15 protein-coding genes and 1 tRNA gene are annotated in these 17,106 nt (G+C 68.7%); 8 read left to right on the top strand and 8 right to left on the bottom strand.

The window, feature by feature from the left end:
- Window positions 1-22 precede the first annotated feature (22 nt).
- Entirely contained in the window at window positions 23-649 is a 627-nt protein-coding gene (cmk, locus tag HXX10_RS17825; RefSeq protein ID WP_296524142.1) for a (d)CMP kinase, read from the bottom strand.
- A gap of 122 nt (window positions 650-771) precedes the next feature.
- Between cmk and HXX10_RS17820 the strand changes: the two genes are divergently transcribed.
- A complete protein-coding gene (locus tag HXX10_RS17820) occupies window positions 772-2,148 on the top strand; it encodes a cyclopropane-fatty-acyl-phospholipid synthase family protein (RefSeq protein ID WP_296524141.1) in 1,377 nt (458 codons plus the stop codon).
- 88 nt (window positions 2,149-2,236) lie between these two features.
- On the opposite strand, the gene aroA is transcribed toward HXX10_RS17820, so the two are convergent.
- Complete coding sequence (aroA, locus tag HXX10_RS17815) at window positions 2,237-3,565, bottom strand: 3-phosphoshikimate 1-carboxyvinyltransferase (protein WP_296524140.1); 1,329 nt, start codon at window positions 3,563-3,565, stop codon at window positions 2,237-2,239.
- A gap of 301 nt (window positions 3,566-3,866) precedes the next feature.
- Here aroA and HXX10_RS17810 point away from each other — a divergent pair, with 301 nt between their 5' ends.
- From HXX10_RS17810 to HXX10_RS17795, 4 genes are all read left to right on the top strand, one after another.
- Complete coding sequence (locus tag HXX10_RS17810) at window positions 3,867-4,277, top strand: TIGR02300 family protein (RefSeq protein ID WP_296524139.1); 411 nt, start codon at window positions 3,867-3,869, stop codon at window positions 4,275-4,277.
- A gap of 113 nt (window positions 4,278-4,390) precedes the next feature.
- A tRNA-Ala gene (locus HXX10_RS17805) sits at window positions 4,391-4,466 on the top strand.
- Between the two features lie 270 nt (window positions 4,467-4,736).
- Window positions 4,737-5,789 (top strand): hypothetical protein, encoded by a 1,053-nt coding sequence (locus tag HXX10_RS17800; protein ID WP_296524138.1) that lies wholly within the window; start codon window positions 4,737-4,739, stop codon window positions 5,787-5,789.
- A 76-nt stretch (window positions 5,790-5,865) separates the two neighbouring features.
- The gene (locus HXX10_RS17795; protein ID WP_296524137.1) at window positions 5,866-6,828 is read left to right on the top strand and encodes an amidohydrolase family protein; all 963 of its coding nucleotides are present in this window, start codon (window positions 5,866-5,868) and stop codon (window positions 6,826-6,828) included.
- A 120-nt stretch (window positions 6,829-6,948) separates the two neighbouring features.
- Here HXX10_RS17795 and HXX10_RS17790 read toward each other — a convergent pair whose 3' ends face one another.
- The 6 genes from HXX10_RS17790 to HXX10_RS17765 form a co-directional block, all read right to left on the bottom strand.
- Window positions 6,949-7,608, bottom strand: a complete 660-nt coding sequence (locus HXX10_RS17790) for a TetR/AcrR family transcriptional regulator (RefSeq protein WP_296524136.1) — start codon at window positions 7,606-7,608, stop codon at window positions 6,949-6,951.
- A gap of 85 nt (window positions 7,609-7,693) precedes the next feature.
- A complete protein-coding gene (locus HXX10_RS17785) occupies window positions 7,694-8,389 on the bottom strand; it encodes an ABC transporter ATP-binding protein (protein ID WP_296524135.1) in 696 nt (231 codons plus the stop codon).
- Window positions 8,390-8,551: 162 nt separating this feature from the next.
- Complete coding sequence (locus HXX10_RS17780; protein ID WP_296524134.1) at window positions 8,552-9,304, bottom strand: ABC transporter ATP-binding protein; 753 nt, start codon at window positions 9,302-9,304, stop codon at window positions 8,552-8,554.
- A complete protein-coding gene (locus HXX10_RS17775) occupies window positions 9,297-10,277 on the bottom strand; it encodes a branched-chain amino acid ABC transporter permease (protein WP_296524133.1) in 981 nt (326 codons plus the stop codon). Before HXX10_RS17775 ends, HXX10_RS17780 begins: the two co-directional genes overlap by 8 nt.
- Window positions 10,278-10,311: 34 nt before the next feature.
- Window positions 10,312-11,235 carry a branched-chain amino acid ABC transporter permease gene (locus tag HXX10_RS17770; protein WP_296524132.1) on the bottom strand — a complete coding sequence of 308 codons (924 nt, stop codon included), beginning with the start codon at window positions 11,233-11,235 and terminating at the stop codon, window positions 10,312-10,314.
- Between the two features lie 212 nt (window positions 11,236-11,447).
- Window positions 11,448-12,605, bottom strand: coding sequence for an ABC transporter substrate-binding protein (locus HXX10_RS17765; protein WP_296524206.1), 1,158 nt, complete (start codon window positions 12,603-12,605; stop codon window positions 11,448-11,450).
- A 233-nt stretch (window positions 12,606-12,838) separates the two neighbouring features.
- Here HXX10_RS17765 and HXX10_RS17760 point away from each other — a divergent pair, with 233 nt between their 5' ends.
- From HXX10_RS17760 to HXX10_RS17750, 3 genes are all read left to right on the top strand, one after another.
- Window positions 12,839-13,906, top strand: coding sequence for a nitrilase-related carbon-nitrogen hydrolase (locus tag HXX10_RS17760; RefSeq protein WP_296524131.1), 1,068 nt, complete (start codon window positions 12,839-12,841; stop codon window positions 13,904-13,906).
- Between the two features lie 191 nt (window positions 13,907-14,097).
- Entirely contained in the window at window positions 14,098-15,465 is a 1,368-nt protein-coding gene (locus HXX10_RS17755) for a TrpB-like pyridoxal phosphate-dependent enzyme (RefSeq protein ID WP_296524130.1), read from the top strand.
- A 448-nt stretch (window positions 15,466-15,913) separates the two neighbouring features.
- Window positions 15,914-17,106: DEAD/DEAH box helicase (locus HXX10_RS17750; protein ID WP_296524129.1), on the top strand; the 1,193-nt coding region annotated here is incomplete at its 3' end.

Raw genomic sequence — 17,106 nt, 5'->3', positions numbered from 1 at the left:
GGATGCGCTGGGCGCATCCGGGCTACGGGGTCCGCTTCGCCTCGACGATGGCGATGGCGGCGGCGACCGAGCCCTCCACGTCCAGCTCCGTGGTGTCGAGCACATGGGCGTCCACGGCCGCCACCAGCGGCGCCACCGCCCGGCCGGAATCGCGCTCGTCGCGCCGCCGGATGTCTTCGAGCACCTCGGCCTCGTCGACGGTCACGCCGCGGCCCGAAAACTCCAGCCAGCGGCGGTGCGCCCGCGCCTCCGGCGAGGCCGTGACGAAGATCTTCACGTCGGCATGCGGGCAGATCACCGTGCCGATGTCGCGCCCGTCCAGCACGGCGCCGGGCGGCACCGCGGCGAACTCCTGCTGCAGGTTGAACAGCGCCGCCCGCACCTCCGGAAACGCCGAGACGATCGACGAGCCCTCGCCGACCGCCTGACTCTTGAGCGCGGCCTCGTCGAAGCCGGCCGGGTCGATGGCCATCGCCGCCGCGGCGGCGCGGACGCGATCCTGCGGCGGATGGCCGGCCGACATCACGGCATGGGCGACCGCCCGGTAGAGAAGGCCGGTGTCGAGATGGCGGAGCCCGTAATGGGCCGCGAGGCGCTTGCCGAGCGTGCCCTTGCCGGAGGCCGCCGGCCCGTCGATGGCGATGATCATGTGCTTCGCTGCGTGTCGGCCTGACGGCCGGTTCGGGGCGGCAGCCTATTCCATGACGGGCGGACTTCTGCAATATCCCCGGCGCCCCGGCCGCAGCGGCCGGGCACGCGGGGAGAACCTTCATGGACGCAGCCCAGCGACGCCTCGACAGCCTCAAGCAGCTCCTCGCCCATGCGCGCGAGCGGCTCGCCATCGACCTGGGCTTCCGGCTGTGGGACGGCTCGCGGGTGCCGGCCGACTATCCCGACGGCGCGCTGGCGGTCGCCCTCGCCGACGAGGGCGTGATCGCCGCGCTGATCCGGCGGCCGAAGCTCGACACGCTGGCCAATCTGTGGGCGGCGGGGCGCATCGCGCTGGTCGACGGCACCATCTTCGACCTGGTGAAGCAACGCCCGCGGGTGCGCACCAAGGATTTTCTCAAGACCCTCGACAAGCCATTGACGCTCAGGACCGCGGCGAAATTCCTGTTCGTGTCGCGCGGCGGCCCATGGCCGCTGGAGGCACAGCCGAGCGAACGGCCGAGCAGCGGCGCCCCGTCCGAGAACAAGCAGAACATCGCCTATCACTACGACGTGTCGAACGCCTTCTACGCGCTCTGGCTCGACCGCGAGATGGTCTACACCTGCGGCTACTGCACCGACTGGGACAACGACGTCGACACCATCCAGCGCGACAAGCTGGAGCACATCTGCCGCAAGCTGCGGCTGAAGCCGGGGGACCGGCTGCTCGACGTCGGCTGCGGCTGGGGGGCGCTGTCGTGCTATGCGGCGCAGCACTACGGCGTCACGGCGCACGGCGTCACCCTGTCCGAGCAGCAGGTCGCCTGGGGCCAGGAGAAGGCGCGCCGCCTCGGGCTCGAGGATCGCGTCAAGATCGAGCTGCGCGACTATTCGACGGTCGACGGGCAGTACGACAAGGTCGCGGCGATCGGCATCCAGGAGCATATCGGGATCGACAACTACCCGACCTATTACGACACGGTGCAGCGCGTGCTGGCGCCGGGCGGGCTGTTCCTGCATCACGCCATCACAAGGCCGGCCAAGCGCGACGACAAGACCTTCCGCCGCAAGCGGCCCGAGTTCGCGCTGCTGACCAAGTACATCTTCCCGGGCGGCGAGCTCGACCACATCGGCAACACCGTGACGATGCTGGAGCGGCACGGCTTCGAGGTGCACGACGTCGAGCAGCTCCGCGAGCACTACTGGCGGACCTGCCGGCTGTGGCACGACCGCCTGCTCGCCAACGAGGCGGCCGCGGTGGCCGAGGTCGGCGCCGTCAAGACTCGGATGTGGATCGCGTACCTCGCCGCCTGCGCCATCGCCTTCGAGCGCAACACGGTCGGCCTCTACCAGACGCTTGCCTCCAAGCGCCGCCGCGGCCCCGCCGGCCTGCCGCCGACCCGGGCGGATATTTATCGCGATGCGGCCACGACCGCGTCCCCGAACGGCGGCGGGCGGGCCGTGCCGTCGCCGGTGCGATCGGGCGTCCGGCCGCGGTGAGCCGTGTAGCGACCCGTAGCCCGGGTTGAGTGCAACGAAACCCGGGTCTTCCCGGATGCGCTTCGCGCATCCAGGCTACAGGCCCGCTCTACCCGATGTCGGCGCCGAGCCCCCGCATGGTCTCGACGAAGCCGGGAAAGCTCGTCGCGATGAAGGCGGCGTCGTCGACTGCGACCGGCTTTTCGGTCGCCAGCCCCATCACCAGGGCCGACATGGCGATGCGGTGATCCATATGGGTGGCGACGAGGCCGCCGCCCGGCGGCAATCCGCGTCCCGCGCCCTGCCCCTCGACGATCATGTCGTCGCCCTGGATGTCCACCGCGACGCCGTTGGCGCGCAAAAGGTCGGCCGTGGCGGCGAGCCGGTCCGATTCCTTCACCCGCAGCTCCTTCAGGCCGCGCATCACCGTCGTGCCGCGGGCAAACGCCGCAGCGACCGCCAGCACCGGGTACTCGTCGATCATGGCGGGCGCGCGGTCCGGCGGCACCTCGACGCCGGAGAGCGCGGAGGCGCGTACCCGCAGATCCGCCATCGCCTCGCCGCCGTCCTGGCGGGCCCCGACCTCCTCGATTCGCGCGCCCATCTCGCGCAGCGTGGCGATCAGGCCGGTGCGCAACGGATTGGTCATCACGTTTGCCAGAAAAACATCCGAACCAGGCACCAGCAGAGCGGCGACCAGCGGGAAGGCCGCCGAGGACGGGTCGGACGGCACCACCACGGACGCGGCGCGCAGCTCCGGCCGGCCGACCAGGGTGATGCGGCGGCCGTGCGGCCCCTCCTGCACGACGGTCACGTCGGCCCCGAAATGCGCCAGCATTTTTTCCGTGTGGTCGCGGGTGGCTTCGGTCTCCACCACGACCGTATGGCCGGGTGCCGAGAGGCCGGCGAGCAGCACGGCGGACTTCACCTGGGCGGACGGCACCGGCGTCGCGTACTCGATCGGGATCGGATCGCGGGCGCCGGCGAGCATCACGGGCAGGCGGTCGCCCTCGACGGCCTGCACGACCGTCGCGCCCATGCGCAGCAGCGGCTCGAGGATGCGCCGCATCGGCCGCCGCCGCAGCGAGGCGTCGCCGTCGAACATGGCTGTCACGGGCGCGCCGGCGACCGCGCCCATCACCAGCCGGCAGCCCGTGCCGGAATTGCCGAAGTCGAGCGTCTCGGGCGGCGCCGCGAAGCCGCCGACCCCGACCCCCTCGACGGTCCAGGCGCCCGGGCCGGTGCGCGTCACGGTGGCACCGAGCAGCCGCATCGCCTGCGCGGTGGCGAGCACGTCCTCGCCCTCGAGGAGCCCCATCACGGTGGTGCGACCGACCGCCAGGGCCCCCAGAATCAGGGCCCGGTGCGAGATCGACTTGTCGCCCGGCACGCGGATACGCCCGGCGAGCGGGCGGGCGCCGCGGGCGGTCAGCGGCATGACGTGTCCGGCGGTCGACGACATGGCAGTGCCCCGTTCGCGGAAGAACCGGTTCGAAAACGGGGATGTCCTTATCGGGGATCAGCGCCGGCGCCCATCGGAATCTTAGGCGACCTCTTCCACTCGGCCCGGCACCGCCCCATATGGCGCGCTGTGCCGGGATGGCGGTGATGTCCCCGAGACGGCCCCGCGCCAATCGAATTGGACGCCGGCCGCCTGTGCCGACGCTATTGACACCGGACCAGCAAGTCGCCAAGGGGATGGTCCGTTTTTCCGAACGATGCTGCAAGGATTTCCGACCGTGGCAAAACCCGAGCTCGGTACGAAACGTCTCTGCGCCTCCTGTGGCGCAAAGTTCTACGACCTCGCCAAGGATCCGATCACCTGCCCGAAATGCGGCACCGTGTACGAGGTCGTGGTTCCCGTGGCGCCGCGCGGCGGCCGCTCCGAGGCGGCGGCGAGCCGGCATGTGGTGCAGGAAGCTGAGCTGCCCGAGACCAACGAAGCCGAGTTCGTCTCGCTCGAGGAGGCCGATGCGGAGGCCTCGGGCGGCAAGAAGACCGCGGGCGGCGAGGATATCGCCGACGTCGAGGACGATGTCGAGATCGACGAGAGCCTGGACGACGCCGCCTTCATCGCCGAGGACGAGGAAGAGGACACCGACGTGGCGGAAATCCTCGGTGGCGACATCGAGGACGAGGAGGAGACTTGAGATCGTCCGCAAAGTGTGGTTTCAGGGCGGGCCTGATCGCGCCGGGCCTTGAACCGGACGGTCGCAAAGCCTAGAGAACGTCCGGCACGGAGTCCCAAGACCGTGCCGCGTGTGGGGCCATAGCTCAGTTGGGAGAGCGCTTGAATGGCATTCAAGAGGTCAGGGGTTCGACTCCCCTTGGCTCCACCAATTTCCTGAGTCTCTGAATTCCTGGAATGGGATAACGGTTTCTGCGCCGGGCTGCGGACGCGCCGCGGCGGATCGGACGCGCCACGACCGTCGGCCTGCCGCTCACGCGCGGCCGCTCCCCTTCCCTCCTCTCGAGGTCCCTGCGATTCGCGGCCCCACGTTCCTGTCCGGCGGTATTCCCGTTGCGCCCGCGGTCCGGCCATGCACAATCGCCGCGTCCGACCCGCAATGCCCTTCAAACAAAAAATTCGTCTCTGGGGAGAGAAACGCATGACCACCCGAATCCCGAATTGCGTCCGCACCACCGGCCTGGCGCTCGCGGTCGCCGGCGCCGCGGCGACCGCGGCGCACGCCCAGTCGTCCCCCGCACCCGCCCCTGCCCCGTCGGCGCCAGCGCCGTCGGCTGCCGCCCCGGCGGCGGCCGGGCCGGCGCCCGGCGGCCGGATGATCACCCAGGGGCTGGCCAAGGTGACGGTCGAGAATTTCTACAAATGTCCCGTGACGGTCTCGAATCACCGGGTCAGCGCGGTCGGAACCATCACGGCGACCGACGGCACCGTGATCACGGTGCCGGCCGAGGTCCAGTACGGGAAGGGACCGATCGCCGCCGACCTCTATAACGAGTGCACCCAGGTGACGCCGGCGACCGCCAAGGATGTCGACGCCTCCAAGGTGCCGGCCGTCGAGGTCGATCCCGACGGCGAGGTCGTCACCGGCTATGTGGTCGCCGACAATTATTTCGAACTCTACGTCAACGGCAAGCTGATCGCGGTCGACCACACGCCGTACACGCCGTTCAACTCCGCCATCGTGAAGTTCAAGGTCAAGAAGCCCTACACGATGGCGTTTCTGCTGGTCGACTGGGACGAGCAGCTCGGCATCGGCATGGAGCTGTTCGGCGGCAATCCGCGCCATCCCGGCGACGGCGGGCTGATCGCCCGCTTCTCCGACGGCACCGTGACGGACTCGACCTGGAAGGCGCAGACCTTCTACATCGCCCCGCTCAACACGCCCGACGAGGTGGTGGAGATGGGCAACGTGCACGACACCACCAAGCTCGGCCGCGTCCACCCGGTCGCCAAGAAGCCGCCCTGCGCCGACTCCTGCTACGCCGTCCACTACAAGATTCCGGACGGCTGGCAGGGCAAGGCGTTCGACGATTCCAAGTGGCCGCGTGCCTACGAGTACACCGACACGGACATCGGCGTGACGGCGCTGCCGGCCTACACGCGCTATCCCGAGCTGTTCGAGGGCGCCCGCTGGATCTGGTCGTCGAACCTGGTGTTCGACAATCTGGTGATCGCCCGCAAGACGGTGCGCTGAGCCCACATCGCCGACGCCGCGGCGGACGTTTCCCCGCCGCGGCGCCGACCCCACCGACCAAAGGACAAACCCACGCATGTCGGACAAGCCGTATCCGGTGATCGCCGTCGAGGAGCACTACTGGGACGCCGAGATGGCGGCGCTGTTCACCGGATCGGAGGCGGCACGGCCCGGCCCGCTGGCCGACAAGCTCGGCGAGCTCGGGGCGCGGCGGATCGCCGAGATGGACGCCGCCGGCATCGACATCCAGGTGCTCTCGCACGGCGCGCCCTCGGCCCAGAAGATGGGGGCCGACGTCGCCGTGACGCTGACCCGACGTGTCAACGACCGCCTGCACGCGGCGATCCACGCCCACCCCGGCCGCTTCGCCGGCTTTGCGGCGCTGCCGACCGCCGATCCGGTCGCCGCCGCCGACGAGCTCGAGCGCTGCGTCGAGAAGCTCGGCTTCAAGGGGGCCATGCTGCACGGCATGGCGCACGGCGTCTTCCTCGACGACAAGCGGTTCTGGCCGATCTACGAGCGCGCCGCGCTGCTCGGCGTGCCGATCTACCTGCATCCATCGCTGCCGCATCCGGCCGTGACGTCGGCCTATTACGACGACTACGCGGCCGACTTCCCGACCGTCGTGCGGCCCGCCTGGGGATTCACGGTGGAAACCGCGACGACGGCGCTACGGCTGATCCTGAGCGGCGCGTTCGACGCCTATCCGGGCCTGCAGGTCGTCCTCGGCCATCTCGGCGAGACGCTGCCGTTCCTGCTGTGGCGGATCGAGAGCTCGCTCGCCCGGCCGGGCCAGAAGCGCATCGCCTTCCGCGAGATCTTCAGCCACAACATCTCGGTGACGACGAGCGGCTTTTTCTCCACGCCGGCCCTGATGTGCTGCGTGATGGAGCTCGGGGTCGAGCGCATCCTGTTCGCCGTGGACTGGCCCTTCGTCGACAACCGCCCCGCGGTCGACTGGATGGCGGGCGTGCCGCTGTGCGAGGCCGACAAGCAGAAGATCCTCGGCGGCAACGCCAAGCGGCTGTTGCGGATGTAGGGCAGCAGCCCCTAAAGGCAGCCGGCGTCCCAAGCCCGCACGTTCCCGCGCCGGCGGAAATGTTCGGCAATCGCAGGGCTGCCGGCAGAATTCTGGAGCGTCACGGCGAGACCGTGGCCCTCACGGCTTCAGGTAGGACAGAACGACCGCCTCGATATGTCGGCCGCGGGCATCGAGGCTGTCGGGATCGTCCATGCTGCGGCCGAAGATGGTGGCGAGCGTGTAGCGGTTGGACAGGTAGAAGAACCCCAACGACGCGATGGTGATGTAGAGCTGCACGGGGTCGATGCCGGGCCGGATCAGCCCTATGGCGGCGCCACGATCGAGCTGATGCGACAGCGTCGCGACCAAGGGGAAGTGCAGGTCGCGGATGCGCGCGGACTGGCGGAGATAGCGGGCGCGGTGCAGATTCTCGGTGCCGAGCAGGCTCAAGAATTCCGGGTGCTGGATGAAGTAGCGCCAGGTGAAGCGCACCAATTCGCGGATCGCCTCGATCGGATCGCGGTCGCCGAGATGGAGGTCGCCCTCGGCCTGCCGGATCGCCGAATAGGTCTCCTCCAGGACGGCGAGATAGAGACCCTCCTTGCCGCCGAAATAGTGATAGATCATCCGCTTGTTGACGCCCGACCGCTTGGCGATCGTGTCGACGCGGGCGCCGTTGAGGCCCTTGCCGTTGAACTCCTCGGTGGCGGCGTCGAGGATGGCGGCGCGGGTGCGCACCGGGTCGCGGGGGCCGGTGGGCCGCTTCGGCGAAATGCTCTTGCTCAGGGTCGCTTCCATAGCCTCGTCCGCGGAGGAGCAGCACCGCCGCCCGACGACCATACAGCATTGTTCGCACCTGCGGCAGACACCCGGGCCACGCGGATCACACCTGCAGCCAGCGCTGGCGCACGGTCGGGTCGGCGGCAAGCGCCGCCGACGAGCCCGACCACACCACATGGCCCTTCTCCAGCACGACATGGCGGTCGGCGAGCTTGGTCATCGCATCGAGGTGCTTGTCGACCAGCAGGATGGCCTGGCCCTCGCCCCTCAGGCGCTTGAGGCACGCCCAGATCTCGGCGCGGATCAGCGGCGCCAGCCCCTCGGTCGCCTCGTCCAGGATCAGGAGCTTGGGATTGGTCATCAGCGCGCGGCCGATCGCCAGCATCTGCTGCTCGCCGCCGGAGAGCTGGCTGCCGAGATGGCCACGCCGCTCGGCGAGCCGCGGGAAGAACGCGTAGACCCGGTCGAGCGTCCAACGCTCGCCGAAGCGGGCCGCGGCGGTCGCCACCAGGTTCTCGCGCACCGTGAGAGTCGGAAACACCTGCCGGCCCTCCGGCACCAGCCCGAGGCCGAGCTGGGCGATCCGGTAGGACGGCAGGCCGGTCAGCGCTCGGCCGTCGAACACCAGCGTGCCGCCGGTCGGCCGCACCAGCCCCATCAGGGCCCGGATCGTGGTGGTCTTGCCCATGCCGTTGCGGCCCAGCAGGGTCACCACCTCGCCGGTCCCGATGGCGAAGCCGATGTCGAACAGCACCGGGGTCTCCCCGTATCCCGCCTGCAGGTTCTCGATCGTCAGCATGGGCCTTCTCCGGTCGTCCCGGGGCGGCGCGACAGCGCCGAGCCCGGGACCCATACGCCCTGTCTGTCGTGAGCCACCGGCGCCGGGGCTATGGATTCCGGGCTCGCGAACCTGCGGTTCGCGCCCCGGAATGACGGTGAATGGCGCTCCCTCATCGCGCCGTCACTCCAGCTCGTCGCCGAGATACGCAGCGACCACCTGCGGATCCTCGCGCACCTCGTCGGGCGTCCCGCTGATCATGATCCGGCCGTAGATCAGCACCGAGATGCGGTCGGCGAGCGCGAACACGGCGGTCATGTCGTGCTCGACCAGCATCATGGCGAAGCGGCCCTTGAGGCGGCGCAGCACGCCGATCAGCCGCGCCGTCTCCTCGCGGCCGGTGCCGGCCATCGGCTCGTCGAGCAGCAAGAGCTTCGGCTCGGTGACCAGCGCCATCGCCAGCTCGAGCGCCCGCTTCTCGCCGTGGGCGAGATGGCCGGCCGGGACTTCGGCGCGGTCGGCGAGACCGACCTCGGCGAGCGCGGCGAGCGCCGGCTCGTTCAGGGCCGTCTCGCCGGCAGCGTCCCCGAAGAAGCGGAAGCTCGAGCCGGAGCGCGCCTGCACGGCGAGCGCGACGTTCTCCAGCGCCGAGAAGCCGGGCAGCACCGAGGTGATCTGGAACGAGCGGGCGAGCCCGAGCCGGGCGCGCTCGGGCGGCCCGAGACGGGTGATGTCGCGGCCGCCGAACAGGATCGTGCCCGAGTCGGGCATGAGCACGCCCGAGATCTGGTTGATCAGCGTCGTCTTGCCGGCCCCGTTCGGGCCGATGATGGCATGCAGCTCGCCGGGCGCCACCGAAAACGTGACGTTGTCGCTGACCACCAGGCCGCCGAACTGCTTGCGCACGTCTCTGAGAGCGAGCACCGGCTCAGCCACGGCCGAACCTCCGGGCAACGGCACGGCCGAGCGCGGCCGCGATGCCGATCAGGCCGCCACGCACGAACACCACGACCAGCACCAGCAGCGGCCCAAAAATCATCTTCCAGTGCTCGGTGAAACCGGCCAGCCACTCCTCCAGCAGCAGGAACGCCGCGGCGCCGACGATCGCGCCGTGCAGCGTGCCGATGCCGCCGAGCAGCACCATGATGATCAGCTCGCCGGAGCGCTGCCAGGACATGTAGGCGGGGCTGACGAACTCGGTCGCGTTGGCGAGCAGGAAGCCGGCGAGCCCGCTCAGCATGCCGGCGATCACATAGGCGACGAGCTGGAAGCGGTAGACCCGGAAGCCCAGCGTGGTCATCCGCAAGGCGTTCTCTTTGGTGCCGCGCAAGACCCGGCCGAAGCGCGAGGCGACCAGCGAGCGGCACAGCGCGTAGCTGGCGATCAGCACGGCGAGGACGACATAGTAGAAGACCAGCGGCCGACCGAACAGCGCCAGTCCGGCGAGCGTGTTGCGGTCCGCCAGCGTCAGGCCGTCGTCGCCGCCATAGGGGGCGAGCGAGCTCGCCGTGAAGAACGCCATCTGGCCGAAGGCGAGCGTGATCATGATGAAGTAGACGCCCTTGGTGCGCAGGCAGACGATGCCGGTCAAGAGCGCGAACAGGCCCGCGGCGGTCATCGCCACCGGCAGCGCGACGAGCGCGTCGGTGATGCCGTGCGAGGAGAGAATCCCGACCGCATAGGCGCCGATCCCGACAAAGGCCGCCTGCCCGAACGTCACCAGCGCCGCATAGCCGATCAGCAGATCGACCGAAAGGGCGGCGACCGAGAAGATCATCACCCTGGTGAACAGGTCGAGCACGTAGCCGGCCGATGCGGCGAGCGCCGCGAGCGGCAGGATCGCCAGCGCGACGAACAGCAGGGCCGGCAGCGCCAGGCTGCGGAGACGTGACCGGGGTGGCGAGGTCACCGGTGCGGACGGGGACGCCGACGGCGCTTTCATCTCAGCGGCCCTTGGCCGGGAACAGCCCGGTCGGCCGCACATACAGGACCACGGCCATCAGCAGATAGATCAGCATGGAGGCGAGCGCCGGCCCGACCGTGCGGGCCGTCGACGACGCCATGAACAGGCGCAGAATGTCGACCGAGAACGAGCGGCCGAGCGTGTCGACGAGGCCGATCAGCAGGGCCGCCACGAAGGCGCCGCGGATCGAGCCGATGCCGCCGATCACGATCACCACGAAGGCGAGGATCAGGATGGTGTCGCCCATGCCGGGCTCGACCGAGAGAATGGGAGCGATCATGATGCCGGCGAAGCCGGCCAGCATGGCGCCGAAGCCGAACACCAGCGAGAACAGCCGCCGGATGTCGACGCCGAGCGCACCGACCATCTCGGCATTGGTGGCCCCGGCTCGCACCAGCATGCCGATGCGGGTGCGCGAGACCAGCACATAGAGCAGCAGCGCGACGGCGAGGCCGCTGCCGATGATCACCAGCCGCCACACCGGGTAGAGGAGCCCCGGCGCCAGCGCCACCGAGCCGGACAGCGCCTCGGGCACCGGCAGCGACAGCGGCGCCGCGCCCCAGACGAGCTTCACGGCGCTGTTGAGGAACAGGATGATGCCGAAGGTCGCGATCACGTGGTCGAGGTGGTCGCGCCCGTAGAGATGGCGGAACACCAAGACCTCGAGCAGCAGGCCGAAGACCAGCGCCGCCGCAAGCGCCAGCACGAGCGCCGCGAAAAAGCTGCCGGTCAGCCCGTAGAAGGCGACCGCCAGATAGGCGCCCAGCATGTATTGCACGCCGTGCGCCAGATTGATGAAGTCCATCACCCCGAACACCAGCGTCAGCCCGGCGGCGATCAGGAACAGCAGCACGCCGAGCTGCAGCCCGTTGAGGATCTGGACGATCAGGAGCGTGGTGGACATGGATTATTCGGATCGTGCGAGGCGCCTTTTCACCTCCCCCTGGAGGGGGAGGTCGCCGGTCCGCGCGACAGCGCAGAGCGGTGGGCGGGGGTGATCGGCGAAGCCGGCGCTCGGGGCTTCACCCCACCCCGGTGCGCGCTATCGCGCGCCCCGACCCTCCCGTCGCGGCGAAGCCGCGAAACCCAGGGGAGGGTGGGAGCAAGGCCTTCGCCTCACTTCATCTTGCAGTCCTTGACGTAGGGGTCGGCGTAGTCGTCGAACACCTTCCTGACGATCTCGGTCTGGTACTTGCCGTCCGGCCGCTTGGCGACCTTGGTCAGGTAGAAGTCCTGGATCGGATAGTTGTTGGTGTTGTACTTGAAGCTGCCGCGCAGCGAGACGAAGTCGGCCTTCTTCAGCGCGGCCCGCAGGGCGTCGCGGTCCTTGGTGTCGCCCTTGGTCGCGGTGAGCGCGCTGTCGATCAACAGGGCCGCGTCGTAGGCCTGGAACGCATAGGTCGCCGGCACGGCGCCGAACTCCTGCTCGTAGGCGGCGACGAAGGCCTTGTTTTGCGGGTTGTCGAGGTTCGGGGCCCAGTTGGAGCCGGCAAAGAAGCCGAGCGCGGCGTCCTGCTGGGCCGGCAGGGTCGACTCGTCCACCGTGAAGGTCGAGTAGACCGGGATGGTGTCGGCGAGGCCGGCCTGGCGGTACTGCTTCACGAAGTTGACGCCCATGCCACCGGGAAGAAACACGAAGACGACCTGGGGTTTCGCGGCGGCGATTTTCGACAGCTCGGCCGAATAGTCGAGCTGGTTGAGCGGCACGTAGACCTCATCGAGGATCTCGCCTTTGAAATACCGCTTGAAGCCGGCCAGCGAATCCTTTCCGGCTTGGTAGTTTGGCGCCATGATGAAGGCGGTCTTCATGCCGGAGTCCTGGGCATACTTGCCCGAGATCTCGTGCATCTGGTCGTTCTGGTAGGACGTGATGAACAAATTGGGGTTGCAGTCCCGCCCGGCATAGTTCGAGGTGCCGGCGTTCGGGCTGATCAGGATCGTCCCGCCCTCGGTGACCGGCTTCACGATCGCCTGCAGGATGTTCGAGAACACCGGCCCGACCACGAAGTCGACCTTGTCGCGCTCGACCATGGCCTTGACCTTGCCGACCGCGATGTCGGGCTTGAGCTCGTCGTCCTGGACCAGCACCTCGACCTCGCGGCCGCCGAGCTTGCCGCCCTTCTGCTTCACGGCGAGCTGGAAGCCGTTGCGGATCTGCTGGCCGAGCACGGCCGGCGGACCCGACAGGGTGGCGATCAGGCCCACCTTGAGCTTCTCTTGTGCCTGGGCGCCCGACGCGGCGAGCGCCAGCGCGGCCGCCGCGGTGGCGAGCATGGAAACGGTTTTGGTCATCGCAACTACTCCTCCGAGAACCCGAAATCCGTGGGGGGTGCAGTCAGACCGCGAGATAAGCCGTCCCGAAGCGCGCCATTCAAGCAAAAAATGCAGGCGCCGACGGAGGATCGGCCGTTCGTAAGGTCCCTCGTCTTGCACCCGGGATTGGAAAAGCGCAGTTTCCGGCCCGGAGCATCGACCCGGCCCGCGCGGGGCCGGAGGGGGACTATTGCATGATCGAGCCGTATAATGCGGTCGGGCTGATCCCGACATTCTGGGGCATTCGCCGCCGCGACGACATCAAGAACAACATCGACCACCTGAAGAGCCTGACCAAGGCCGCCTTCTGGCTGTCCAACCTCGATATTCCCGTGCGCCTCCTCGCCATTCCCGAGGGCGCCCTGATGGGCTTCAACGACGAGGTGCTGGACGTCGACCACGCCGACTTCGCCAACACCTGCTGCATCGACATTCCGGGCCCCGAGACCGACGAGATCGGCAAGCTCGCGCGGGAGTGGAACGTCTACATCATGGCGCAGGCCAAGGCGCGGCATCCCGACTGGAAGGACCGTTTCTTCAACATCGGCTTCATCGTCGATCCGGACGGCGCCGTCATCCTGCAGCACTACAAGCTCGGCGCCCTGCTGCCGGTCGAGCGCTCGGTGTCGCCGCACGACATTTACGACTGGTGGATCGAGAAATACGGCCGCACGCTCGACGCCTTCTGGCCCGTGGCCGACACCAAGATCGGCCGGCTCGGCATCATGATGGCGATGGAGGGCAGCTATCCGGAGAACGGCCGCGGGCTCGCCATGAACGGCGCCGAGGTGGTCTACCGGGCGTCGCTGCCCGCCCCGTTCACCGAGAACGACTTCTTCGAGATCACCAACCGCGCGCGGGCGCTGGAAAACAACATGTACATCGTGGCGCCGAACATCGGCAGCTACCACCTGCATCCCGAGGGCAAGGTCGGCATCGATGCCGGCGGCGGCCAGTCGATGATCGTCGACTATCGCGGCCAGATCGTCGGCAAGCAGCGCGACACCAACGGCTCGACCTTCGTGTCCGGCGTCGTCAACATCGAGGCGCTGCGCCACCACCGCGAGAGCTCGCAGGTGACCAACTGGCTCAAGGACGTGCGCACCGAGCTCGCCCAGATCATCTACGAGAAGCCCGTCTATCCGAAGAACATGTACATGGACAAGATTCCCGGCAAGCACGCCGAGTACAAGCGCGACGTGATCGACAAGCAGGTCGCCCTGATGCAGGAGCGCGACATCTGGAAGAAGCCGTCGCGGTGAGCATCGCGCTTTCTACGAGAGACCGGCCATCGATCCGGTCATTCCGGGGCGCCGCGCAGCGGCGAGCCCGGAATCCATACTCACACGCAGGGGTTATGGATTCCGGATAGCCGACCTGCGGTCGGCTTCCGGAATGACGGACGAAGGCTCCAGCCGGATCAGATAAAAGTCGAGATAATGAAAGACCGACGATGACCGACACCTACAAGTTTCTGCTGCCCGAGAACCGCATTCCGCGGGCCTGGTACAACATCGCAGCCGACCTGCCGGTGCCGCTGCCGCCCGTCCTGCATCCCGGCACGGGCAAGCCGATCGGCCCCGACGATCTCGCCGCCATCTTCCCGATGGAGCTGATCAGGCAGGAAGTGACGACCGAGCGCGAGATCGAGATCCCGGAGCCGGTGCGCGAGATCTACAAGCTGTGGCGGCCGGCGCCGCTGCACCGCGCCGTGCGGCTCGAGCGCGCGCTCGATACCCCGGCCCGCATCTTCTACAAATACGAGGGCGTCAGCCCGGCCGGCAGCCACAAGCCGAACACCGCGGTGGCACAGGCCTTCTACAACCGCGAGGCCGGCATCCGGAAGCTGTCGACCGAGACCGGCGCCGGCCAATGGGGCTCCTCGCTCGCCTTCGCGGGCTCGATCTTCGGCCTCGAGGTGAAGGTCTACATGGTCCGGGTCAGCTACCAGCAGAAGCCCTATCGGCGAGCCCTGATGGAGACCTACGGAGCGACCTGCATCCCCAGCCCGTCGACCGAGACGGCCGCCGGCCGCGCCGTGCTGGCGGAGCATCCGGACTCGCCCGGCAGCCTCGGCATCGCCATCTCGGAGGCGGTCGAGGTCGCGGCCCAGAACGCCGACACCAATTACGCGCTCGGCAGCGTGCTCAACCACGTGGCGCTGCACCAGACCGTGATCGGCATCGAGGCGATCGAGCAGATGGAGATGGCGGGCTTCTGGCCCGACGTGGTGATCGGCTGCGCCGGCGGCGGCTCCAACTTCGCCGGCATCGCGTTCCCGTTCCTCGGCAAGAAGCTGCGCGAGGGGAAGGACGTGCGCGTCGTCGCCGTCGAGCCGGCGGCCTGCCCGACGCTGACCCGCGGCACCTACGCCTACGATTTCGGCGACATCGCGCACCTCACCCCGCTGATGAAGATGCACACGCTCGGCTCGGCTTTCGTGCCGCCCGGCTTCCACGCCGGCGGCCTGCGCTATCACGGCATGTCGCCGCTGGTCAGCCACGCCAAGGAGCTCGGGCTGGTCGAGGCGCGCGCCGTTTATCAGAACCCGTGCTTCGAGGCCGGGCTCCTGTTCGCCCGCAGCGAAGGCATCGTCCCGGCGCCGGAGTCGACCCACGCGGTGCGGGCCGCCATCGACGAGGCGCTCGCCGCCAAGGCCGAGGGCAAGCCGCGCACCATCCTGTTCAATCTGTCGGGTCACGGCCATTTCGACATGCAGGCCTACATGGACTATGCGGCCGGTAAGCTGGAGGACCGCGACTACGACGCCGCCGCCCTCCAGGCCTCGCTCGACGCCCTGCCGCAGGTCGAGCCGGCGTGACGCATGGCGGTTGCGGGGCGCTTTCGGGGCGGCCCCGTCTTCGGCCGGCGCGGGTGCTGGTGGGCGCGGTTCGGACGCCCGCCGGCCCGCGGCGAGATGGTGGCGAGCGGAACGAACCGCGGACGAATTCGGAAATTCAATTAATTGTCAGCCGGACCAGCGGCTTGAACGGGGCGCCCGCGCGCCCCCCAAGGTCGTTTCGGTACCAGGGTACACGCCGCCAGCGCTATCCGGCTTGAAACATGAAGCGAATTGGGCCATATAAGTCGCGAGCGGATGACCGACCCCCGGTTGGTCCCCCCTGGGCCGCGTGAACGAATCCAATAACGGTTTCGGCCCGATCCGCCACCCGAAGGCAGCCCAGACCACGCGGGATGTCCCGTTCATCCGCTGCACGCGGCGCGCTACGGCTGCGCCCGGGCCCTATAGTAGAACAGAAAGCCACCCTTTGAACTCCTTCCAAGGATTTGGACTCGCCGAGCCCATCGCTCGTGCGCTCGTAGACGAACAATACATCACCCCCACCCCGATCCAGGCCCAAACGGTGCCGCTCGTCCTCGCCGGACGCGACGTGGTCGGGATCGCCCAGACGGGCACCGGCAAGACCGCCGCCTTCGCGCTGCCGATCCTCCATCGCCTCTTCACCGACCGCAAACCGCCCGTGCGCAAGAGCTGCCGGGTGCTGGTGCTGAGCCCGACCCGTGAGCTGTCCGGCCAGATCCTCGACAGCTTCCGGGCCTACGGCCGCCATATGCAGATCAGCTCGGACCTCGCCATCGGCGGCGTCTCGATGGGCCGCCAGGTGCGGGCCATGCTGAACGGCCTCGACGTCCTCGTCGCCACGCCCGGCCGGCTCCTCGACCTCGTGCACAGCAATGCGTTGAAGCTCGACAAGGTCGACGTGCTGGTGCTCGACGAAGCCGACCGCATGCTCGACATGGGCTTCATCCACGACATTCGGAAGATCGTGTCGAAGCTGCCGAAGGACCGCCAGACGCTGTTCTTCTCGGCCACCATGCCGCAGGCGATCGCCGAGCTTGCCTCGCTGATGCTGCGCGATCCGGCCCGCGTCGCCGTGACGCCGGCGGCCTCCACGGTCGATCGCATCGACCAGCGCATCGTTCATGTCGACAAGGCCGCCAAGCCGACGATCCTGGCCGAGATCCTGAAGAGCGAGACGCTCGACCGCTGCCTCGTCTTCACCCGCACCAAGCACGGCGCCGACAAGGTCGTCCGCAGCCTCGCCAAGAGCGGCATCGACGCCGAGGCGATCCACGGCAACAAGTCGCAGAACCAGCGCGAGCGCGTGCTGGCGGCGTTCCGCACCGGCGAGGTGCGCATCCTGATCGCGACCGACATCGCGGCGCGCGGCATCGACGTCGAGGGCATCTCCCACGTCGTCAACTACGACCTCCCGAACATCCCGGAGAGCTACGTGCACCGCATCGGCCGCACCGCGCGGGCCGGGGCGGACGGCATCGCCATCTCGTTCTGCGATGCGGAGGAGATGCCGTTCCTGCGCGACATCGAGAAGCTGATCCGCCGCGCCATCCCGTCGACCGACCGCCGCACCGGCGGCCACAGCCGCCCGCTGCCCGCGGGCCACAAGACCCCGGCGGGCCGACCGGCGCCGCGCCAGGC

This window comes from Rhodoplanes sp., assembly GCF_013377085.1.
GTDB lineage: Bacteria > Pseudomonadota > Alphaproteobacteria > Rhizobiales > Xanthobacteraceae > Rhodoplanes.
The sequence above is the reverse complement of the archived record's forward strand: the minus strand, read 5'-3'. Positions and strand labels throughout refer to the sequence as shown.